General features: G+C 67.6%; 16 protein-coding genes. 9 read left to right on the top strand and 7 right to left on the bottom strand.

What is annotated here, in order from left to right; translation table 11 throughout:
* Nucleotides 1-6: 6 nt before the first annotated feature.
* The 6 genes from VGK32_05530 to VGK32_05505 form a co-directional block, all read right to left on the bottom strand.
* The gene (locus VGK32_05530; protein HEY3381209.1) at nucleotides 7-987 is read right to left on the bottom strand and encodes a PhnD/SsuA/transferrin family substrate-binding protein; all 981 of its coding nucleotides are present in this window, start codon (nucleotides 985-987) and stop codon (nucleotides 7-9) included.
* Complete coding sequence (locus tag VGK32_05525) at nucleotides 984-2,558, bottom strand: TolC family protein (GenBank protein ID HEY3381208.1); 1,575 nt, start codon at nucleotides 2,556-2,558, stop codon at nucleotides 984-986. The genes VGK32_05530 and VGK32_05525 overlap by 4 nt, the downstream gene beginning before the upstream one ends.
* A gap of 142 nt (nucleotides 2,559-2,700) precedes the next feature.
* Nucleotides 2,701-4,380 carry an ATP-binding protein gene (locus VGK32_05520; protein ID HEY3381207.1) on the bottom strand — a complete coding sequence of 560 codons (1,680 nt, stop codon included), beginning with the start codon at nucleotides 4,378-4,380 and terminating at the stop codon, nucleotides 2,701-2,703.
* Nucleotides 4,355-4,990: an MEDS domain-containing protein gene (locus VGK32_05515; GenBank protein ID HEY3381206.1), complete on the bottom strand. Its 636-nt coding sequence runs from the start codon at nucleotides 4,988-4,990 to the stop codon at nucleotides 4,355-4,357. The genes VGK32_05520 and VGK32_05515 overlap by 26 nt, the downstream gene beginning before the upstream one ends.
* Before the next feature lie 195 nt (nucleotides 4,991-5,185).
* Nucleotides 5,186-6,079: an arsenite methyltransferase gene (locus tag VGK32_05510; protein ID HEY3381205.1), complete on the bottom strand. Its 894-nt coding sequence runs from the start codon at nucleotides 6,077-6,079 to the stop codon at nucleotides 5,186-5,188.
* Nucleotides 6,080-6,090: 11 nt separating this feature from the next.
* Complete coding sequence (locus tag VGK32_05505; protein ID HEY3381204.1) at nucleotides 6,091-6,441, bottom strand: metalloregulator ArsR/SmtB family transcription factor; 351 nt, start codon at nucleotides 6,439-6,441, stop codon at nucleotides 6,091-6,093.
* Between the two features lie 204 nt (nucleotides 6,442-6,645).
* Between VGK32_05505 and VGK32_05500 the strand changes: the two genes are divergently transcribed.
* From VGK32_05500 to VGK32_05485, 4 genes are read left to right on the top strand one after another with little or no spacing between them, the layout of a single operon-like run.
* Nucleotides 6,646-7,419, top strand: a complete 774-nt coding sequence (locus tag VGK32_05500; GenBank protein HEY3381203.1) for a hypothetical protein — start codon at nucleotides 6,646-6,648, stop codon at nucleotides 7,417-7,419.
* 24 nt (nucleotides 7,420-7,443) lie between these two features.
* Complete coding sequence (locus VGK32_05495) at nucleotides 7,444-8,592, top strand: VWA domain-containing protein (GenBank protein ID HEY3381202.1); 1,149 nt, start codon at nucleotides 7,444-7,446, stop codon at nucleotides 8,590-8,592.
* A 10-nt stretch (nucleotides 8,593-8,602) separates the two neighbouring features.
* Complete coding sequence (locus tag VGK32_05490; protein HEY3381201.1) at nucleotides 8,603-10,258, top strand: tetratricopeptide repeat protein; 1,656 nt, start codon at nucleotides 8,603-8,605, stop codon at nucleotides 10,256-10,258.
* Nucleotides 10,259-10,281: 23 nt separating this feature from the next.
* Nucleotides 10,282-13,341 carry a hypothetical protein gene (locus tag VGK32_05485; GenBank protein ID HEY3381200.1) on the top strand — a complete coding sequence of 1,020 codons (3,060 nt, stop codon included), beginning with the start codon at nucleotides 10,282-10,284 and terminating at the stop codon, nucleotides 13,339-13,341.
* A 40-nt stretch (nucleotides 13,342-13,381) separates the two neighbouring features.
* Here VGK32_05485 and VGK32_05480 read toward each other — a convergent pair whose 3' ends face one another.
* On the bottom strand, nucleotides 13,382-14,800 hold the full coding sequence (locus VGK32_05480; protein HEY3381199.1) for a sigma-54 dependent transcriptional regulator: 1,419 nt from the start codon (nucleotides 14,798-14,800) through the stop codon (nucleotides 13,382-13,384).
* A gap of 549 nt (nucleotides 14,801-15,349) precedes the next feature.
* Between VGK32_05480 and VGK32_05475 the strand changes: the two genes are divergently transcribed.
* The 5 genes from VGK32_05475 (at nucleotide 15,350) to VGK32_05455 (ending at nucleotide 22,688) form a co-directional block, all read left to right on the top strand.
* Nucleotides 15,350-16,351: an ABC transporter permease gene (locus VGK32_05475; protein ID HEY3381198.1), complete on the top strand. Its 1,002-nt coding sequence runs from the start codon at nucleotides 15,350-15,352 to the stop codon at nucleotides 16,349-16,351.
* A gap of 68 nt (nucleotides 16,352-16,419) precedes the next feature.
* Nucleotides 16,420-17,466, top strand: coding sequence for an ABC transporter permease (locus VGK32_05470; protein ID HEY3381197.1), 1,047 nt, complete (start codon nucleotides 16,420-16,422; stop codon nucleotides 17,464-17,466).
* Nucleotide 17,467: 1 nt separating this feature from the next.
* Nucleotides 17,468-19,243 carry an ABC transporter substrate-binding protein gene (locus tag VGK32_05465; protein HEY3381196.1) on the top strand — a complete coding sequence of 592 codons (1,776 nt, stop codon included), beginning with the start codon at nucleotides 17,468-17,470 and terminating at the stop codon, nucleotides 19,241-19,243.
* Nucleotides 19,244-19,245: 2 nt separating this feature from the next.
* Entirely contained in the window at nucleotides 19,246-19,842 is a 597-nt protein-coding gene (locus VGK32_05460; protein ID HEY3381195.1) for a sigma-70 family RNA polymerase sigma factor, read from the top strand.
* Nucleotides 19,839-22,688: a CHAT domain-containing tetratricopeptide repeat protein gene (locus VGK32_05455; GenBank protein HEY3381194.1), complete on the top strand. Its 2,850-nt coding sequence runs from the start codon at nucleotides 19,839-19,841 to the stop codon at nucleotides 22,686-22,688. Before VGK32_05460 ends, VGK32_05455 begins: the two co-directional genes overlap by 4 nt.
* Nucleotides 22,689-22,692: the final 4 nt, after the last annotated feature.

Genomic DNA, 22,692 nt, shown 5'->3' with positions numbered 1-22,692 from the left:
CGGTTCCTACTTCGCAACGCCGGCGCCGGGCGCGGCGCGTTTCAGGCGGACGTACTGCCGAGACTGCTCTTCCAGCAGGCTGCGGGCACTATCCAGGCACGTCGGCGGCTGGCGCACCAGCTTGTCGAATTGGAACAGCGTCATCACCTGCTGGCCACCCGGCGAGACATTGAGGTTGAGCACAGCCTGCTCGATCCTGTCCTGCACCTTCGGGTCATAGTGGCGGACCAGGCAGGCGATTCCCGTCACGACCGGCGCCGACTCCGCGACGATGCGGAGTTGATGTCCCAACTGCGGGTTCAGCTCGCACATGGTCTGGTACGCCGCGCGCGTGACGACACACGCCGCCGCCTGCCGGAAGAACACCGGCAGCACCGCCTTCGACACCTGCGTCCTCTTGTTGATGACGCCGAAGAACTCGGCGGCGATCCGGTCGCCTTCCTTCCCGGTCAACACATCGAGCCACGAACCGACGAGGCCCCCGAGGGCGTTCCCCACGACCAGCACGTCGCGTCCCCGCAGGTCCTTGAACTGTCGGATGCCGCTGTCCACTCTGGTGAGCAGGACGAAGCTCTCGAACGGCGTTCCTCGACGTTCGGCGGCCAGGATCCAGTCCCGCCGTGAGGTCTGCGTGAATACGCGCAGGTATTCGGCAGTCTCGATGACGATGATGTCGATCGCGCCCGCATCCACGGCCGCCTTGAGCGCGGCCGAGTCGCCGAACAGCTTGACATCGCCCTCGAAGGCGAGCCCGGCCGCCGCGATGACCCGCTGAGACCACGCCTTGAGGGCTGCCCGCGCGTCGTTGTGGTTGACCTCGCCGAACACGGCATCGACGAAGCCGACCCGGAGGAAGGATGTCGTCGGCCGATCCGTGAGCGGGCCGCGGTCCTGTTCGCGAACGTTGGCCGACAGCACGCACGCACACGCGAGGACGACGGCCGCACACTCGACGACGAGACGCGTCCGAGCCCGCGTCGTGCTCATCGTGCCTGTCCGATCTGGGTCTGGACGGCCGAACCGACCAGCAACTGGAGCCTCGACTGCAGGTCCACGCAGGTGAACAGCGTCATGTAGTACTGCGCCGAGGTCATCGCCTCGGCCAACTGCGCGCGGATGACCTTGTCGGTCTCGACCAACTGGTTCTGGTAGGCGCGCAGATTGAGCTCGCGGTTCTCCGATGCCGCCGTCATGGCGTCGTAGGTTGCGCGGGCGCCCTTCGAGGCGGCTGACAGGCCGAGCACGATGTCCTTGACCTGCAGGCCGAGACCATCCTTCAGGAGGAACTGCTGCTGCTCGAGCCGGTGAATCTGCGCCCTCGCCTCGGCCACCTTGTTCTTTGTGAGGAACCCGTCGAACAGCGGGATTTCGACGCCCGCGCCGAGCGTCCACCCCGTCCGGTTCTGGTCCGTGGCGAGTCCGTAGCTGTAGTCGTTCCACCATCGGCGGAGGGTACCGGTCAGGGCGAGCTTGGGCATGAATCCGCTCTTGGCCGTCGTCAAGCCGCCCTCGGCCGCCCGCAAGGCCGCCTCGAGCTTCTCCCAATCCGGATTGAAGCGGAATGCCGTGCCGACCGCGTCGTCGAGATCAACGGCAGGCGGGGGTGGCGGCAGAGCGCGGTCCGACGGCGCGACGCTCTCGTTCCAAGGCTTCCCGATCGCGTTCGCGAGGGCCGCCTGGCTCATGAGGTGGTTCTTTTCGAGGATTGCCACCATCGATCGGACCGTCTCGACCATCATCTTGTTGTCGAGGTAGTCCGCTTTCGTGACGGTTCCGGCGCCCTCCTTGTAGACCGCTTCGGTCATGCCGAGCGTGGCCTCCAGACGCGCGAGCGTATCCTCGCCGAGTTGGCGAAGCAGGCGCGCGAGCACCGCTCCGTAGTAGAAGCGTGTCACGGTGTCGCGAATCTCGAGATCCGTCAGCCGCGCGTCCTCCTTGGCGATGTCCACCGCGGCCCCGGCCTGCTGCCGATAGCCCTTGCGCAGCCCACCATCGACGAGCAGCCATTTCGCGCCGACGTTGGCGAGCCACGAGTCCTCGTCCATCAACTTGACGTCCTGCGCGGGCACCGGGTAGGCCTGAGCCGGCGTGTTGATCGTCTGCGCGGGCACGCTGACCGGCAGGTTCACGGGGGCCGGGCCGAAGACGCCCGGCGGCACCGTGACGAGCGCCGTACCCCCGGGGATCGTGACCGACTGGGCGGGCAGGTAGAAGGCGCTCGGCGGGAATACGAAGTTCGGCGCCCGGTCGAGCCGCTGAAACCCGCCGCTGAAGGTCACCTGCGGCCAGTACGCTGCCAGCGCCTGCCGATGCTGTGCTTCGGCCACTGCAATCGAGTCGCGAGAAGCCGGCCGCTGCCGATTCCTCTCGAAGGCCACGCGCAGGCATTCTTCGAGCGACATCTCCGGGACCGAGCCCACGCCGGCCGCCGCGGGCCGCGCCACGCCAGCCGGTTGGGCGATCGCCACGCCAGGGGCGAAGAGGAGCACCCACAGGGCCAGGGCTGAGCAAGAGGCCGTTGGCCCGGCCACGATCCGAGAGCGAATACGACACATCATTGGTGCAGCTCCGGACACAGCCCCCCCCACCCCGCTCCAACGGGAGGGTGCTGCCTGTACACCCCCCGCGGTCCTCCATCCGGTAATCGGCGCACGGGCCGGCCGGGTTGAGCTCGAGAATCCCCGCGATCCTCCGCGCCGATCAGGAGGATTGCGGCGGGCGGGCGAGCAGGTCGCGCACCTTGCGAAGAAGTGCCATCGGCACGAATGGCTTCGCGAGGAAGGCCGCTCCGGATCCATGGGTGTCTCCGCCACCGGCATCCGGGTAGCCGGAGACAAAGAGGACGAGCGGCTGATGGCCGAGCGTCTGCAGTCGTGCGACCAGTTCCTGCGCTCCCATCTCGGGCATCACGACGTCGGTGATGAGCACGTCCACGTGCCCGCGGTGGCTCGCGAGAACGTCGAGCGCCTCCTGCCCGTTCGCCGCCTCGAGCACGTGGTATCCGTGCGCGCGGAGCGTCGCGGCAGCCAGCCTTCGAATGGCGCTCTCGTCCTCGGCGACCAGCACCGTCTCGTGTCCGCGCAGTCGGTCGTCCTGCGGGCGGCACTCGACCACAGGCCGGTCCTCGTCCCCCGTGCGAGGGAGGTAGATCGTGAACACCGTGCCCTGGCCGGGCTCGCTCTCCAGCCGAATGTGTCCCCCGTTCTGCTTGACAATGCCGTAGCAGGTCGAGAGGCCGAGGCCGGTGCCGTGGCCCACGGCCTTGGTCGTGAAGAACGGTTCGAACGCCCGGACCTTGACCTCATCGGCCATGCCGCTGCCGGTGTCCGCCACCGTCATCACGAGATAGTCCCCCGCCTCCGAGAGCCCGAGCCGGCGCGCACCCTCCTCGTCGAGGGACACGCCCTCCGTTTGCACCGTCAGGCTGCCTCCGCGTGGCATCGCGTCACGGGCATTGACGGCGAGGTTGGTGAGCAACTGGCTGAACTGGCCCGGATCCAGAAGCACGCGCCAGCCGCACGGGTCGAGGCGGACGACCAGTTGGATGTGCTCCCCGATCAGGCGACGGAGCATGGCGGCGAGGTCGTCGATCAGCGCATTGGGCGACACCGGCTTGGGGGCAACCACCTGCCGTCGGGCGAAGGCGAGGAGCTGCCTCGTGAGGGCGGCGGCCCGCTCGCCGGCGCCACGAATCTCCCGCAGGCAGTCGGCGGTGGCGGCGGACGGGGCGAGATCCTCGGCGAGTTCCGTGTAGCCGAGGATCGCCGTGAGAAGGTTGTTGAAATCGTGAGCGATCCCGCCGGCGAGGCGTCCGATGCTCTCGAGTTTCCTCGATTGCGCGAGGTCCTCGTTCACGCGGATCAGCTCCAGCGTACGCTCCTGGACCTTCTGCTCGAGAAGGCGGCGCCCTTCGACAAGTTGTCCGTGCTGGTGCCGATTCTCGACGATCGTCGCGAAAAGGCTGACCAGGTTCTGCACGTGAGGCGCGTACGGAGCGAACCGGCCGGCATCATCGATGAAGACCACGAGCCAGCCGTACGACGCAATGATGGTGGTGAATGGCAGGCGGATAACGCCCGGAAGTCCGGCGAGAGGACACGATCGACAGGGTGAGTCCGAGGTCTGCCCGACGAGCGCATCGCAGGAACCGGCGCTCGCAAGATGCTCACACTCCGGCACCGTTTCAGAGCGGCCGACCATTCGCCCGCCGATGCAGACGGCGGCCCCACGAACACCCGGAACGTCACAGAGACCCTGGCACAGGAACTCGCCCATGCCGTCCAGCTTCGGCATCACGTGCAGCGTGGTCTGCACGAGGAGCAGCCGGCCCAGAATCTCCGCGTCGGCGCCCAGATCAGGCGGAAGGCGTGTGTCTCGCACGATACCGTGCCAGGTAGTCGGCTGGTTCGACGTAGTACGGGTTCTTGACGATCTGGCCGCGAACGATCATGGCCGGGTGCACACTCAGGACGTCGAGGATGACCGACCCGTCGAACTTGCGCGCGTCGTACTCGCAGACTGCCGTTGCCGGACAGGTCTCCAGGTAGGTCTTCACCTTGGCTTCGTAGACCAGCAGTTCCTCGACTCGCGTCCCGGTCCGAAGCGCCCAACCCATGTCGCCGCTGATCCGCGTTCCCGAGAACCCCTCGTCGTGCGCCTGGCGACAGAAGGCGCCGAAGTTGTCGAGCAGTTGATCGGGAAAGAAGGTGCCGGTCGGGCAGTACATCTGCTGGGAGTCCGCGATCGAGAACTGGCGGTCGAGCGCGGACACGTCGATGCCGAGTTCTGCGAGGTGGGCGCGGACCTCGACGGGCGAAATCGAGTCCATGAGGCACAGCGCCCGCTCGCCCTCCTTCAGTCCCTGCTGGAAGTAGCGCGCGATCGTTCGCCCCCGCTCCTCATCATCGTTGAAGATGTGACAGAGGTGGAGTCCTTCCGGGAACCGCTCATCGGTGACACCAAGCGAGACATCGCGTTGCGAGCGCGGCATGTGCACCTCGGTGGAAGCTGCAGGCCGACCCTCTTCACCGGCCTGTCGTGGGGTTGCAGACGACAATACCATAGTTGCGGGAATTGTCTAGAAGATGGCGTGGAACGGGCAGCCTTCGAGCAGGATACCCGTTCTGCCGCCTGCAACGTCCTCCGCTTCACGTCCTCGTCTCGGGATGCGTGGGGCCGCACGCCGCTACGCGGGCTTCGGAACCTCTGCCGGCTTTCGCCCGCGGATGAAGCCACTGAAGAAACGGCCGTCCACCAACGGAGCGAGCGCGTCCACGTCGAACCCGTGGCCGGACAGGAACTCCCTGGCGTCGCCCACCTTGTAGACGCGGGTGGGTTCGATCGAGACGTCCTCGAATCCGGCCCGCGTCAGCCGGGCGACGTAGTCGGATTCGTCCAGGGCGCCGGACAGGCATCCGACCCACAGTTCGACGTCCCGGCGAATCTCCGCCGGGATCTCGCCGCGCACGACGATGTCGGAGACCGCGACGCGGCCGCCTGGCCTCAGCACGCGGAACGCCTCGGCCAGCACGCGATCCTTGTCGGCCGACAGGTTGATGACACAGTTCGAGATGATGACGTCCACGCTGTTGTCCGGCAGCGGGATGTTCTCGATTTCGCCTTTCAGGAACTCGACGTTGTCGATGCCCGCCTTCTTCTGGTTCTCGCGAGCGAGCGCGAGCATTTCGTCGGTCATGTCGAGGCCGTAGGCCTTGCCGGCCGATCCGACCCTCTTGGCGGAGAGCAGCACGTCGATCCCGCCGCCGGAGCCAAGGTCGAGCACGACCTCGCCGGGATTCAGCCTGGCGAGCGCGGTAGGATTACCGCAGCCAAGCGACGCCAGCACCGCCTCGGCCGGGAGGCCCTCGGTCTGCTTCTGGTCGTAGAGGTTCACCGTGATCGGGTCAACCGCGCCCGGCACGGACGAGCAGCAACTGGAACCACAGCCGCAGCTCGCGTCGCCCTGGCCGGCCGTCACGCGGAGGGCCGCTTTTCCGTATCGCTCCTTCACAACATCCTTGATGTCCGACATGTAACGCTCCTTCCCGAATGTGACCGTGTTCTTCCGCGCGTGGTTCACGACGCCGTCCGTCAGCACCGCTTGCAGAGCCGGGTAATCGACTCCGGGGCGACCGCCTTGTTCCGGGAGCAGCACTCGGCATAGAGGAACGCGAGCAGTTCCTTCAGCGCGTCCGCGTTGGCCGAATACCTGAGGAACGTGCCCTCGCGCTGCACGCGGACCAGATCCTCGTTCTTCAACTTGTCGAGGTGATGCGACAGCGTCGAGCCGGCGATGGCCAGCTCGTCCTGGATTTCACCGACCACCATCCCGACGGGATGGGCGGAGAGCAGCAGCCGCATGATTCGCAGGCGCGGCTCGGTTCCCATGGCCGACATCATGTCGGCGTATCGGGCAATCTGATCGACGTCGGTGCTTGTCATATCTATATTTCTACAACAATCGAATTATAGAGTCAAGTCCCTTTCGGGCGTCCTGCGCCGGCCCGCACGCAGTGGGGGGGGCGCTCGGCGGCTGCGGGTCGATCGCGGTTCGTGGTGACATTTCGATTTGCCGGGCGTCCCTCGATGTGGCACACTCGCGGCGCCCTGTCACGACCGGCTTCGAGCCGGGGTCCGAGGACCAACATGCTCGCCATCGCACTCGCCATCCTGTTCAGCCAGGCATCCACTGCTCAGAAGTCGGCGGTGGCCGACGTGCGGCTCCTCACAGTGAGCGCGCCGAGAATTCTCGCCGAACTCGATACGACGAAAGCTCAGGGCGATCCAATCGGCCTGGCCTGGCGCAGCGACGGCGCGATCTACCTGCGTGTGGCGCAGGGAAAGGACAAGGTCCGGCACTACCAGATCTCCACGTCGCCCACCCTCTCCATCGGTCAGACCGATGGGACGCCCGAGTGGGCCGCCACCTACTGGGTCTGGAAGTCTGCCGTCGTCGCCCCCGGGGATCCGGCCCTGAAGATCGACGTGGAACAGCGAAAGACGAACGCCAAGCTCACCAACACATCGTCGGGCGGCGAACTGGCGGGGATGGGATCGGCCGCGGCGGGTGGAGCCGGGGGAGAAAGCATGTCCCAGGCTACAGCCATCATGGCTTCCAACAACACCACGACGTCCGACGTCATCACGATGCGCTTGAAGGGCCACGTCGTCGGCGAGTGGGTCAACGAGGCACCTCTGCCCGGCGTCCGGTTTGGCTGGGCTCCGGCGCCCATGGGTGTCCTCGCGTACGTCGATGCGGACGGGCGTCTGGCGTTGCTCGATCGTGAGGGACACAAAGCCCCGGTCGGCGGAACGGTCAACGCCACGCTGCCCGCCTGGTCGCAGGACGGCTTGCAGATCGTCTATCTCCAAAAGAAGAATCAGAAGCTCTACCTTCTGATGATCGCCGACGTCCGGTAGTCGAGGCCGGCCCACTCAACCGTCATGAGGCCACTTCTCGCAGCGCTGGCAGTCACCGCGCTATTGATGACATCGCTCGGCGCCGGGCAGGCCCCCGCCCCGGTTCTGCGCATCCTGGCGCCCGGGGTGGGGACGTACGTCAGCGGCAGCGTGATCGTGCGCGCCGCGGTGGAACCTCCATCCCAGGTCGTCGGCCGGATGACCTTCTTCGTCGATGGCCGGCAAGTCTGCACGGTTGAAGAACCGCCCTTCCAGTGCGAGTGGAACGCCGGGACCTCGGTCCGCGAGCACCTGTTCCGGGTCGTGGCGACGCTGTCGGGCGGCCTGCGTCTGACATCGAGCATTCGCTCGAAGGGCAGCGAATACGTCGAGGCCGTGGACGTGGACATGGTCCATGTCACCGTCACGGTGCTCGATGGTGGCCGGTTCGTCCGGGGCCTCACGCGTGAGGGGTTTCGCGTATTCGAGGACAACGTGGCGCAGCCGATCAGTCATTTCGGCGCGGAGAACATCCCGCTCGAGCTTGCGGTGGCGGTGGATGTCAGCGGCAGCATGACCGACGCCGCCGAAGGTGTGAAGGCGAACGTGAAACGCTTTCTGTCGGCATTGAAGCCAACCGATCGCGTGACCCTGGCGGCGTTCAACGAGAACTTCTTCGTACTCTCACGTCCTACCGCGGGCCTGGCCGCGCGCCTGAAAGCCGTCGATCGCCTCGCGCCGTGGGGGATGACCGCCCTGCACGAGACCCTCATCCGATCGTTCGATCTGCTCGGCACCGAGGCGGGACGACGAGGGCTCGTGGTGTTTTCCGACGGCGAGGACACATCGAGCCGTGTGGCGCGCGACGCCGTGCAGCGCCGGGCCGAGGGGAGCGACGCCGTGCTGTTCATGATCGGCCAAGGCCGAGCGACGGATGCACCGGGTCTGAGGAGTCTCTGCGAATGGCTGGCCGGGCACAGCGGCGGTCGCGCCTTCTTCCCGCGCGATATGGCGGAGCTGCAGGAGACGTTCGACACGATCGTCGACGAACTGTCGAGTCAGTACCTCCTCACCTACGCGCCGCCGTCCTCATCTCGAGACGGCAGGTGGCACCAGATTCGCGTCGAGGTGGGTGACGGCCGCTACAGCGTCCGCGCCCGACAGGGCTACCGTCGGATGCCCAGCCGACCGTGAGGGTCTCGCCATGATGCTGCCGTTCCTGTGGATTGCCTGCTTGTCGGCCGTCCCGCCGCCGCAGTCGCAAGCCGCCACTCAGCAACCGCCACGGATCGTCCTCGTCGACGACACCACCGAGTTGGATGCCGCGCTGACGTCCCGCATGCCGCCGCGAGACGTGCCAATCAGGATTGCGGCGTTCACGCTGCCTGCCGACGATTCCGCGGCCGTTCGTCTGCTCATCCTCGCGGAACTGGACGCGTCGCAGGCGACCGGATCCAGACTGGCATCCGTGGCCTTCGCGCTCGATGACGAGCGGGGTCAGCGCCGCGCACACGCGCTGCGACGCCTGGAACTTCGCCAAACCGCCTCAGGGACGCTCGCGTTCGCGGATGTCGTCACCGTCCCGCCTGGCGCGTATCGGCTCCGACTGGCGATGCTGCGGAACAGCCGCGTCGGTACGGCTGATGCGAAGGTGGCGGCGAGGCTGCAGACGGCGGCATCGTGTCGATTCGGCGACGTCTTGATCGGCGAGACGGCTGGCGCCGACGCGCCGATCGCGATGACGACCGACCAAAGAGTGCGTGGCGGGACGTTGGTCGCGTCGCTGCCCATCGGCTTCGATGGCGAGCCTCCGTCCGACGTCGCGATCGGCGTCGAAATTGCGAAGGACAGATCCGGCGCAGCCATTGTATCGATGCCGATGCCGCTGGCCTTCGGAGCAGGGAACTCCAGGTTGGCGCAAGCGGTGCTCGACGCCCGCCTGCTGCCGGCAGGTGAGTACACGGCCAGGGTTGGAGTCTCGGTCGGGGGCAGGGAGGCTGCGCAACTGGTCGCGCCGTTCTCGCTCGAGCGGGCCGATGGCGCGCTGTCGCCAGGGCCGCGGCCAGGGCCCGCATCCGGCGCAGCGGCGGCGGCTCCGGCCTTTCGTCCCGACGAAGTGCTCGACCCGGCCGTGCTTGGACCGTTCCTCGACGACCTCGCGATGCGAGCGCCCGGACACGTGCGGCCGGCCATCGAACAGGCGAAGGCCGGACGATTCGTCGAGGCGGCTGCGATGCTCACGGCACGCGATCCGAAGGATCCGGCGGGGCCGTTCCTGCACGGCCTGTCACTGTTCTCGCAGAAGCAATTGCAGCCGGCGTCCGAGGACTTCCGCCTGGCGCTGCGGGCATCCCCCGAGTTCTTCGTGGGCGCGTTCTTCATCGGGGCCTGCTACGCCGCGGGCGGGCGCGATCCTCAGGCGATCAACGCGTGGCAGACCTCGCTGGTCGGCCTCGATCAGTATCCGGTGGTGTACCGTCTACTCGCAGAAGCGATGACTCGACTCGGGCAGACAAACCGCGTCCTCGACACGCTCGAGGAGGCGCTCTCGAAGTGGCCCGACAATCGGCCAATTCGGCTGCGCCTGGCGGTCGCAGCGCTGGAGGGCCGGTACTACGACCGCGTCCTCGAATACGTCGACGCCGGGATTGCGCGCCCACCCGCCGACACCGATCTGCTCTTTGTCGGCATGCAAGCGATATTCGAGCGCGTCACCCAACGCGACCCTGCACGGGCGAGCGATTCGCTCGCGCGCCTTCGGCGCTACCGCGACGCGTATGTCGAGTCCGGCGGTTCACGCCAGTCGCTCGTCGCCGAATGGGTGATCGCTGTCGAGAAGAAGGCGCGGGCGGAGAGGTGAATGGTGTGAGTCGTCGAGGTGACATGGCAGGCTCTTCCTGGTGGTGTGCTCTCGGCGCACTCCCGCTGGTGCTCGTGCTGATTGGAGCGCTGACCGCAGGCGCGGCAACCCCGGGCACCGCTTCAGTCGTTTCCGATCTCCTCGTGCCGGGGGGCGTGGCCGGTCTGTTCCGCGCAGCCGACATGCCAGGGGCCTCCGACCCCACAACCGCGCTGCTGGCGTTCGTGCGCGTGGCGCACGTGCTCCGCGCCAAGCCGCCGTTCCAAGCCCTGGCCTATCTCGATGCGGTCGCTCTGGCGCAGTCGGCCGCCGCGGCACTGCCGCCACATGGGGTCGCGCTGACGCCATCGGGAACAGTGGCCGAGGTCGTTCACACGTGGGCCTCGTCCAGCGGCCTGGTGGTCGTCGGCGGATCCCTGCAGGCGGCGCCGGGTCCCGATGCGGCGGGACGGCGCCAGGCGCTCGAATGGGCCGGAGTTCCGCTCGCCGACTGGATCAAGCGGCTGAACGCTGGTGAGACGGTTCGCGTGGAGATCCCCAGTGAGAGGGTTCCGCTTCCCCTGTCGCCGGAGATCTGGGCCTCGGCGATCGTGCACCGCCCGGTGCCACCCGAGCAGTTGGCGGCCGCGATTCTCGGCGACCGACGGGCTGCGTTCATGTACCACGGGCTCATGGCGCTCGATGACGAGACGCTTGCGTTCTTCGGGAATCACCCGTCGCTCCTGTCGGCCGTGGCCGACAAGAGCGCCGCCGTGTTCGCCGAATGGGGGCGATCGATCCGGCTCAGGAACGAACACCTCGTCGTCCCCGGTGGAGACAACGCCGCACCCGTCTGGCAGGCCCTCATCGGACGTGAGCCGACCGACGTGGACGGATTCATCCGCGACCTGCTCGCCCGCGACGGCGGGCGCGCGGCGTTCTTCTACGATACCGTCGCTCATCTGGAGACCCCGCGACAGGCGTTCGCCCTGGGCACGGGCGCTGACGCCGACCAGATCAACCGGGCCCGCGCGCTCTACGGCAGCTTCGCGCGCTCGCGGTCCGTCGAGTCGCTCAACGGATGGCAGGTGGTGCGGCATCCTGTGAACCCTGCGGCCGTGCTCATCCAGATCCGGGTGGATGATACCGGCCGGATGGCCGGGCCGTCGTGGCGCTCGCTGTGGGAGACCGTGTTCGGCGGACTACCCCAGGCGTGCGCCTCAGCCAGAGTCAACGCCGCACCGATCGATGCGGCCTGGCTCGTGGATCGGATCGAACGCGAACGGCCAGAGCGGCGCGCGGAATGGCTCGGTGCCGTGACGTTCGCTCAGCGCATGTTCCCGACAGCAGGTCTGGCCGATCTGCCCGCCGTCTGCGAAGCCGTCACGTCATTTCCCCGAAACAACGGATTGCTGCTGACGCTCGAACGCATTGGCCTCGATCGCCCGGCTGACTACGCGACCGCGCTCCGATTTGCCTCGCGTTCGTGGGCGGGTTTCGACAGAGGAGCAGCGGTCGTGGACACCGCACAGGTGCAAGGCGTGCTGGCAATCCTCGAACGAGCCGTCACGACCGGCGTCCTCGAGAAGTCGCGCGCCCACGCCAGCGCCATGTCCCTGTTCGCGCTGCCGTCCCGCGGGCCAGCCGGAGCGTCCGCGTCCGATCCGGCGACAGGTGGGCTCGCGGTCGGAGCAGTGGGTCGGTGGATGCGCTCCACCCTGCTGCCTCAGTTGTGCAGCGACAAGACTCCTGCTGAGGCTTGCCTCGTGCGGGCGGTCTCGGGGCAAGGGTTGCCGGCGGCCCCGGCCATCGTTCTCAGCTGGGAAGACCAGCGATACCGTGTCGATCTTGGCGCCGCGACGGCCGTCCGTCTCGAACGCATCCGGGTCATCCAGAAGAGCACGCGTATCGACGATGCCCTGACGCTTCAGGATGTGGCCGTCGCGCTGGCCGATCCGCGCGCCGGCGCCGACGAGATCCAACGCCAGGTCGCAACGCTCAACGCACTCGCGCCCGGTCTTCGCCTGGAGTTCGACGGTCTGTTCGGTCACCCCATACCCGCGCTCCGGGCCACCCTCGACGACGCCAGGCAGAGCCTCGCACACGCGGATGCGCGCACGCGCGGCGAGAAGGCGACGAGGCTGTTGACCATGAGCGACGTCCTGCTCGCCGATGCGCTGGTGTCGTTCGCCTACGCCGGGGCGATTGGCGATCCCGACGATTCGATCCTGATGGGCGGAGACCCGTCGCGTCGCCATCTCTTCGACGCGACGGCGGGACCTGCGCTCGATGCATGGCACCTCCCAGAGGAAGTGCGCATGCCGGACAAGAGCTGGGTGATCCAGGGCTCGGTGCTGGCACTCCGCACGGTGTACTCGCAATCCTGGGTGCGACGACTGTCGGTGCAGGATCCCGGGACACGGCCGCGTCCCGATCCGCAGGACGTCAGGGCGTTTGGTGAGACCGTGACCGCGTTCAGCCCGTTTCGACTGAGCGATGCCACCCGTGACGGGATCGTTGCGGCGATCCGACGTGGACGCACCCGTGCGGCGGAACTCCTGACAACTCCGCCGGCCCTGTGGCAACGGGCTGTCTCGGTTGGGCTGAGCGAATGGCGGTGCCGCGCCGCGTTGTGGCTGGTCCGTACCGATCAGGTGCGGGCCGTCACTCTCTTCTCGCTGACCGACCTGCTGCGGATCGGCGAGCCCGATTTGCCGCGTGCGGAACTGGACGGGTGGGGAGTCGCAACCAGGACGCTCGACGGGAGCCTGTCGGTCCGGTTGCCCGACGGCCACGCCTGGGAGGACGTCCAGGGGCCGCGCGGCGCGGGTGTGCTGCCGACGCAATTGGCCGATGTCCACCTGCGTGTCGCCGAGGCGCTTGCGGCCCTCGGACTGCCAGCCGCTCTTTCGCCCGACGTCGCGGCGTACGCGGTCTGGGATGCCATCACGTCGGCCGACATGGCACATCCGGACGACTGGTGGGCCGTCGCGAGGGCCGCGGCTGCGCTCCCGGATGACCGGTTCCTCGACTACGTGTCGGCGCTGACCGCGATCGGGCCGCTGGTGCCAGTGGCCAACGGCGCTGCGATCCGGTTGCCGTAGTCCGAACCTTCGAAACAGGAAAGAACCCTTACGTCTCTCGTCACGCCTGTCCGTCCTGAGAACCGCCAGACTGCGTGGAAGAAGCGGGCCGGTTCCCCGGTTCGAGGTTGTGCTTGGCGAGGTAGTAGCTCAAGGCGCGTTGGCTGATCCCGATCAGGTCGGCAGCGTCTCGCTTCACGCCATGCGCCGCCTCGACGGCCCGGCGCACGGTCTCCCGCTCCACCCACTCCACGTTGGTGCGAAGCGTCATCGAGGGGAGCGGTACCGACTCCTGGGGCATGGCCCGGGCGACGGCCACGCACTGCGGACGGATCACCGTGCCGCAGGCGAGCACGACGGCCCGCTCGATGGTGTTCTCCAGTTCCCGGACATTGCCAGGCCACGAGTATCGCTGCAGCATCAACATGGCCGATGGTTCGAGGCCTTCGATGTGCTTGCCCACCTGCCTCTGGTGCTTCCTGACGAAGTACTCGACCAGCAGCGGGATGTCTTCCGGCCGGTTGCGAAGCGGCGGGATGTGAATCGGGATCACGTTCAACCGGTAGTAGAGGTCCTCGAGGAACCGCCCCTCGGAAACCATGGTCGAGAGGTCGCGATTGGTGGCGGCGATGATCCGCACGTCCGCACGTTCGGTGCGCTCGGCGCCGAGCGGCTCGAACTCGCGCTCCTGGATGACCCGCAGGATCTTCGGCTGGAGAACCGGGCTGAGCGTGCCGATCTCGTCGAGGAAGATGCTGCCGCGCTCGGCCAGCGCAAACTTGCCACGGCGGTTGCCCATCGCGCCGGTGAATGCGCCCCGCACGTAGCCGAACAACTCGGACTCGAGCAGATTGTCCGGGATGGCGGCGCAATTGACCTTGATGAACGGTCGCGCGCGTCGCGGGCTGTGCATGTGAATGGCGCGCGCAACCAGTTCCTTTCCAGTCCCGGTCTCACCGGTGAGCAGCACGGTGCTGTTGCACGCCGCCACCACCTTCGCCTGCCGCAGCACTTCGCGGATCGCGGGGCTCTGTCCGACGACGCCCGACTCGACGTGGTCTCCGTCATCGGTCGGGGGTGTCGCGTTGCCCAGGCGCGCGCGGCGCGTCTCGACCACGCGAGCTGCCGTGGCGATCACGTGATCGATCTCGAACGGCTTGCGGAGGTAGTCCAGCGCGCCGAGTTTCATCGCCTCGATCGCGCCGTCAATGGTCGCGTGACCGGTCATGAGCAGAATGTGCGGCCGCTCGACCTCCGGGGATGTGCCCATGAGCTCACGAATCAGGTCCATGCCCGACAACTCGGGCATCACGTTGTCGACGACGAACAGGTCGAATGGGCGCGTGGCGAGCAGCCGTTTCGCCTCGTGCGGGCTCGTCGTCTCGACGACCTCGTGGCCTTCTTCGCGTAGCGCGCTCCCCAATACCCGGACGATCTTCTCCTCATCGTCGGTGACGAGAATTGAGCCGCGAGCAGTCATGTCAGTTCGCCTCCGTACGCCGATTCGCAAACCTGCCGGAACACCTACGATCGTTGGGTGTGAGATGGGGTCTCGACAGAGCGCGCCTGCGTCGCTCGATCTCCGCGGAACGGCCTCTCCAGCCTGCACGGGTTGTACCAGAGCTGAACGGCCGCCGTTAGCGACGGCTGCGAACACCAGAATCTCCATGAATCCGCCGGATTTGTCACGGCACCGCAGCGCCCTGCCGGGCGCTGGAGCCGCCGCGGCGCCGCGCGGTGTCCCGATGCACACCCGCGTGGTTGTCCATCCACCCGACAGCCGTGTATGGAATGCAGTCGTCGTTCGACGAAGCCACAGCGCGTGACGCGCCCCGCTGCCCGGGCATTCGACCGGCGGCGACTGACCGTTTTACGTAAACGGCTTACGCGGCCGGGAATTCGGTCGCCCTGTGACGCGGACCGGCGGAAGTGCACGCGATCAACGAACTCGCGCTGGACCAGCCACTTGCGGGGGACTGTACGACACCCGTCCTATCTGGCAGCGGACGTGCCTCTGCACGTGTGAGCCATGATCTCCCTGCTGATTCACCGCCTCGCTCATATTGCGACGCTGATCGCGGCAATCGCGCTGCTCACGGTTGGCGCGAGCGTCTGGGCGCCGGGCAGCTACGATCAGCCGCTACGCCTCGAACCCCATTACTCGCAGGGCGCCGTGAGCGATCTCCGCGCGCGGCACGGGCTCGATCGGCCAGTCCTCATGCGTGTCGGTTCCTGGATCGCGTCGGCAGCGCGTGGTGACCTCGGCATCTCGCTGGAATACAACACTCCGGTCGCGCCCCTCGTGATGGTCCGCGCCGGGAGAACGTTGCTGCTGGGCCTGGTCGCCATGGCGTTCGCATGGCTGCTCGCCATTCCAATCGGCGTGGCGATGGCGGCGCGCGCGGGTTCGTGGTTCGATCGCGCGATCGGTTCGTGCCTGGCCGTCGCGCTCGCGCTCCCCGATCCGGTTCTGGCCCTTGGGTTCATCGTGGTTTCAATTCAGATCGGTGTCACACCGGTTGGCGGACTGGCGTCGGCGCGGATCGACGACGCGTCTGCCTCGGCGTGGGCCGCCGATGTATTGGCACACCTGGCGCTGCCGGCGTTGGTTCTCGTGATCGGTCTTCTGCCGACGCTCGTTCGCCATGTGCGAAGCAGCGTCGTGGGAGTTCTCGCAGCGCCGTTCATCGTCACGGCACGCGCGCGCGGCGTCCCCCGCCGGCGTCTGCTGTTCCGATCGGCATTGAAGGTGGCCGCGCCACCGCTGATCTCGCTCGGCGGCCTCTCGGCAGCCGGACTCTTCAGCGCGTCGCTGCTGGTTGAGGTTGTGACGGGCTGGCCGGGCCTCGGCCCCCTGCTCGTCGAGGCGACCCGGTCGCGGGACATACCCGTGGTGATCGGCGCGAGCGTCTGCTCGATGGTGATGCTCGGGACGGCGACCACCGCGTCGGACCTGATTGCGCGGCTCGTGGACCCACGGCTGGGCAGGATGCCGAACCACGCATTCCGAACTCGATACGTGAACCGGTAACACCTGGACGTTCGTCGGGCCTTCCGCTTGCCGGAACGAACGCGCTGGAGAAGTCATGGATGGGGCCAATGTGGATACGGACGCCCAACGCCGTGATGGCACTGCTGGCGCTCCACGCCCTGGTGCTGTTCGCGGACCCGCTCGCGCCGGATGCGCCGGACCGTCAGCACCGCGACTTGGCGCTCGCGCCTCCGACGCGGCTGCACTTCGTCGACACCGCCGGTCGCTGGCACCTGAGGCCGCTGGTCTATCCGTTTTGGATGGATCCGGCCAGCCGTGCGCCGCGCGAGGACCCGAGCAGGGCGATGCCGCTGCAGCTGTGGTCGAGAGGCGCGCCGTACCGACTCGGAGGTCTCGTGGGTTGGGACCGTCATCTGCTTGGCGTGGACGAGCCCGCGCGTCTGTTCCTGCTCGGTACGGATCGGTACGGGCGCGACCTGCTGTCCCGTCTGGTGATTGGGGCCCGGCCGACGCTGTATGCGGGTCTGATGGCCACGGTAATCGCTCTCGGCCTCGGCATCGTCATTGGCACGGTGGCCGGCTATCACGGCGGGTGGTTGGACGGCGTCCTCATGTGGCTGACCGACGCCTGCCTGTCCCTGCCATGGTTCTACCTGCTGCTCGCGCTGCGCAGCCTTCTGCCGCTCGACCTGTCGCCCGTTCGCACGTTTCTGCTCACCGCGGGACTCGTCGGCGCGGTTGGCTGGGCCCGACCGGCGCGCCTGATTCGTGCGGTCGTGCTCTCCGAGCGGGACGGCGACCACGTGCTCGCTGCCCGGAGTTGTGGCGCGACGGCGTTCCGCGTGCTCGCGCGCCACGTGATGCCCCAGGCCATCGGTGTCGCAGTGACGCAGGCCGCGTTGCTGGCCCCGCGCTACGTGCTCGCGGAGATCACGCTCTCGTTTCTGGGCCTCGGTGTTGCCGAGCCCACGGCGAGTTGGGGCACGTTGACCGCAGGCATGATCCCTCCAGGCTTGGTGCTGTCCCACTGGTGGCTGGCCGCGCCGCTCGGCGCCATCGTCGCGGTGGTCGCGCTGTACGACCGTGCGGCGCGGGACATCGAGAAGATGCCGCGATTCGGCCGCGCCCCGCGCCCAACGGCGGAGGCATGCTGACATGACGCGCCGACACTCCGCGGTGTGTCTGCTGACGATACTGATGGCCACCGGCGCGTTGGGCGGGGGCGCCTTCGAGCGTTCGCCCGGCGGCAGGATGGCAGAGCCGATGACGACCACGGCGTCCGCCGGTATTCCCGGCGGCCAGCTGGTCATCGCGCAGCGAGCCGAGCCGAAGACATTCAACCCGGTGATGGCAATCGACGCGCCTTCGCGCGAGGTGCTCGGGCGTCTGATGGCCGATCTCGTCCACATCAACCGAGGGACTCTTGGAACCGAACCCGCTCTCGCCCGGGCGTGGTCGGTCACCTCCGACGGTCGTCACTACACGCTGACGCTTCGGCGCGGCCTTCGTTTCTCCGACGGTCACCCCTGCGATGCAGACGACGTCATCTTCAGCTTTGGCGTCTATCTGGATGAGCGCGTGCACTCGCCGCAGCGCGAACTGCTCATGGCGGACGGGAAACCAATGACCGTCCGCAAGGTCGACGGGCTCACCGTGGCCGTCGATCTTCCCAGCCCCCTGGCGGCCGGCGAACGCCTGTTCGACAGCGTGGCCATCCTGCCGCGGCACCTGCTGGGACGCGCATACGCCGAGGGCACGCTCTCTCAGGCATGGAACCTGACGACCGCGCCGTCGGCCATCGCGGGGCTCGGTCCCTTCCGCCTGGCGCGCTACGTCCCCGGCGAACGGATTGTGCTCGAGCGGAATCCGTACTACTGGAAGGTGGACGCCCGTGGCCAGGCCCTGCCGTATCTCCAGCGGCTCACGTTCATCCAGGTGCCCGATGAGAGCGCGCAGGCGCTGCGCTTTCAGGCGTCCGAGACCGACCTGGTGACGCGGCTCACCGCCGACGACTACGAGTCGCTCCGGGCGGGCCAGCGGGACGGCGGGTACCGGGTGATCGATCTCGGGCCCGGCCTCGAGTACAACTTCCTGTTTTTCAACCAGAACGACCTCGCGGGCCGCGGTCTCCCGGCGGTGGCACGCAAGCAGGCGTGGTTTCGTGGCCGCGCCTTCAGGCAGGCAGTGTCAGCGGCGATCGACCGGGACGCCGTAGTACGGCTCGTCTACCGCGGGCACGGCGCGCCGCTGTGGACTCACGTGACGCCGGCGAACGCGCGGTGGATCGACCAGGGGATTCCGCGGCCGCCACGTTCTCTCGACCGCGCGCGGCAGCTCCTGCGAAGCGACGGTTTCACGTGGAGTGCCGATGGCCGGCTGCACGATGGGCAGGGCGCACCCGTCGAGTTCACGATTCTCGTCGCCGCGGGCAACCAGCCGCGTACGCAGATGGCCACGATCGTCCAGGACGATCTGTCGCAGCTCGGCATGCGTGCGACGGTCGTGACACTCGAATTCCGTGCGCTGCTGAACCGCGTGCTCGAATCGCGCGACTACGACGCATGCGTGCTGGGGCTGGCGAGCGGCGACGCGGATCCGTCCGCCGAGATGAACGTCTGGCTGTCGAACGGTCCGACGCATCTGTGGAACCCTGGCCAGCGCACGCCGGCAACCAGGTGGGAGGCGGAAATCGACGATCTCATGCGGCGTCAATCGGTCACGACAGACGCCATCGAGCGGAAGCGGCTCTACGACCGCGTGCAGGACATCGTGGCGGACGAGTTGCCGCTCATTGCCATCGCGAGTCCCTCCATCCTCGTCGGCGCCAGGAAGGACATGGGCAATTTCCGTCCGGCGATCCTCGATCATTACGTGCTGTCGAATGTCGAGGAGCTCTACTGGAAGAACAACCAGCGTGGAGGCGCGCACTGATCATGGGCGCCGGACTGAGGCTGCCGATCGCGATGAACGACGAGCCGACGCCCGCGTGGGCGGACGACGCGCTGGTCCGGGCCTGCCTGGTGGGTGACGAGCGGGCCTGGCATGCCCTGGTGGACAAGTACAAGCGCCTCATCTACTCGATCGCGCTCCGCTACCATGCGACCCCGGATGACGCGGCGGACATCTTCCAGTCAGTCTGTCTGGAGCTCTATTCGGAGCTCGGCCGCCTGCGTCAGGCGGCGGCGCTGCGCGGTTGGCTGATCACCGTGACGATGCACGCGGCCCTGCGGTGGCGGAAACAGTCGGTGCGCCGCGAGCAGGTGGAACGATCGGATGTCGATGTCTCGATGATCGGTGACCCGCACGTGGTGACAGATGACGACCGGTCGGCCCTCGATCGGGCCCAGGACCTGCGTGAGGCCATTGCCAGCCTTCCGCCCCGGTGCCAGGCAATGGTCCACATGCTGTTCTTCGAGGATCCGCCGCGGCCATACGCCGAGGTGGCGGCCAGCCTGGGGCTCGCGACCGGGTCGATCGGATTCATCCGCGGGCGATGTCTCGACAAACTCAAGAAGGCGGTCGAACGATGAGCCCGGACGCTCTCGTGCGTGCGCTGGGCCGGGCGGCCGCCCACGACGTCCGCCGGACGCTGCTCGCCCACGCGCCCAGGGCCTCGGACAGCGATCTCGTCCGACGGCTGCACACCGCGACCATGCGCGCCGCACGCGTCAACCTTGCCAGGGCGGACCGCCTGGTGTGCGCCACCCGGTTGGTGGCCAGACGCCTGGGAGACGCATCGGAACAGGCGAGAAGCCAGCGCACGGCTGGCCACATCCTCTCGATGCGGGGCCGGCATCGGGCCGCGCTGGCGAATTACCGGGCGGCCCTCGACCGGCTCGTCTCGCCGGAAGCGGCGCTGGAGCGCGCGATCACCCTGAGCGGCGCCCTCCAGACGCTGATCTATCTCGGCGATTACGAACGTGCCCACGCGTGGGCGGCCGAAGCACGAGGCGTGTTCACCGCACTCGACGATACGCTTCGGCTGGGGCGGCTCGATTCCAATGTCGGCAACGTGCTCTACAGACAGGACCGGTTCAACGAGGCGCTGGCGTGCTATCGCCGGGCGCACCGTGTGCTGACCGAGCACGGCACGCCGGAGGACGTTGGGATCGTCCTCCGCAACATGGCCGTGTGCTTGATCAGCCTCAACGACTTCCCGCAGGCGCTCGACGCGTGCCGCAGGGCCCGTACCTGGTGCGAGCAGCACGGGATGCCACGCGTGGCGGCGGAAACAGACTACAACATCGCCTACCTGCACTACTTGCGCGGCGAATACGCCCGTGCGATCGAGCTGTACCGCGGCACCCGCGCATACTGCCGGCGGGTTGGTGACCCGTATCATCAGGCTCTTTGCGATCTCGACCAGTCCGAGATCTATCTCGAACTCAACCTGAACGACGAGGGGGAGCGCCTGGCGACCAGTGCGTGGCGCGCATTTCGTGCGTTGCACATGCGGTACGAGATGGGGAAGGCGCTGGTGAACATGGGAGCCGCTGCGTCGCGCGCCGGCGAAGGTCGACGGGCCCTCGCGTTGTTCGGGCGGGCGCGTGAGGTGTTCGGCCGCGAGCGGAACCGGCACTGGCTGATGATCACCGACTTGTACCGCGCCATGGTGTTCCTGCGCGAGGAGGACCTGCGTGCGGCCCGGCGCTTGTGTCGTTCGGCGCTCGCCTATTTCCACGACAAGGGACCGCCTGGAAAGGCCGTGCTCTGTGAACTGCTGCTCGGCCGGATTGCCGCCAGGACCGGGGCCCTGGTCGATGCCCGCTCGACCGTCGAGCACGCCATCGCGCGCGCCGAACGCGGAGAAGCCACCGCGCTCTCTGCCGAAGGCTATTACGCGCTCGGTGAGATCCACGAAGCTCTCGGAGATGGCGAGGCCGCATACGCGGCATTCCGCCAGGCACACGCCGGCCTCGAGACGCTGCGCAGCCAGCTGGCCAGTGAGCCGTTGAAGGTTGCGTTTCTCGAGGACAAGCGCGCCGTCTACGAAGGGCTCGTGTCGCTCGCCCTTCAGCGCGAGCCGGAGGTGTTCCGCTCTCGCGTAGCCTTCCGCTACATCGAGCAGGCGAAATCGCGCAGCCTTGTCGACCTGATGGCGTTCGACCCGTCGGCGACGGGGCCAATCGCCGAATCGTCGTCCGGTGCGATTGCCGCGCAGCGTCGGGAACTGATCTGGTGGTACCGGAAGATCGAGGCCCGCGAAACGGAAGGTGCGCCGGGCACCCGGGAGGGCGGTGTGGCGGACATGCGGCAGCGCGCCCGCGACTGCGAGGCAAGGCTCGCACGCGCGCAGGCGGAAGTCGGGCAAGCGGACGCCGAGCTGAACGCGCTCGGTGGTGGACAGGCCGTGCCGCTCGACGCGATCCGGGCCACCATCCCGTCCGACACAGCGCTCGTCGAGTATTTCGAAGCCCGCGGACGCATCCTCGGCTGTGTGGTGACGCGCGATCGGATTGAGGTCCGGCCGCTCTGCGACTCGGGCCGCATGCGAACGCTGCTGCGTCTCGTTCAGTTCCAGCTGTCGAAGTTCACGTTCGGCGAGCGGTACGCCTCCCGGTTCGCGCCGGCGCTGCTGTCCGCGACGCTGGACCATCTCCACGAGTGCCACACGGCGCTCCTCCAGCCACTGCTCTCGCTCGTCGACGGCGCTCGGCACCTGGTCATCGTGCCCCACCGGTTCCTGCACTACCTGCCGTTCCACGCGCTGTTCGACGGGCGCCAGTTCCTGCTGGACCGCGTATCGGTGTCGTACGCGCCGAGTGCGACGGTCTACTATCTGTGTCGCACCCGCCGGGCGTCGTCGGAGCCTCGTTCGCTGGTGCTCGGCGTGCCCGATCCGGGCGCCCCGCACATCCTCGACGAAGTGGCCGCCGTCAGCAAGGTGCTGCCGAATCCGACGGTGCTCGTCGGGAGCGAAGCCACCTTCGACCATCTGCGTGAGCAGGGTCCCGGCGCCCGCCATATCCACCTGGCGACCCATGGGCTCTTTCGTCAGGACAACCCACTGCTCTCCGCCGTCCGACTCGGCAGTGGCGAAATCAGCCTCCTCGACCTGTACCAACTCCACCTGTCGGCCGAGCTGGTCACGCTGAGCGGCTGTGGGACCGGTTTGAGCGCGGTGGTGGGAGGCGACGAGCTCATCGGTCTGGTCCGCGGACTCCTGTACGCGGGTGCGCGGGCATTGCTCGTGACGTTGTGGGATGTGAACGACCGGAGTACCGCGGCGTTCATGGGCTCGTTCTACGCTCGGCTGCGAGAGCATCCTGACAAGGCGCAGGCGCTGACCGCTGCGATGCAGTCACTTCGGGCGGAGTACCCACATCCGTATTTCTGGGCACCCTTCGTGCTCATCGGCGATGCCGCTGCCGCGTGAGGGA

The organism is Vicinamibacterales bacterium, from assembly GCA_036504215.1.
Classification (GTDB): domain Bacteria; phylum Acidobacteriota; class Vicinamibacteria; order Vicinamibacterales; family Fen-181; genus FEN-299.
Note: the sequence above shows the minus strand (reverse complement) of the source record. Positions and strands in the feature narration are given on the sequence as shown.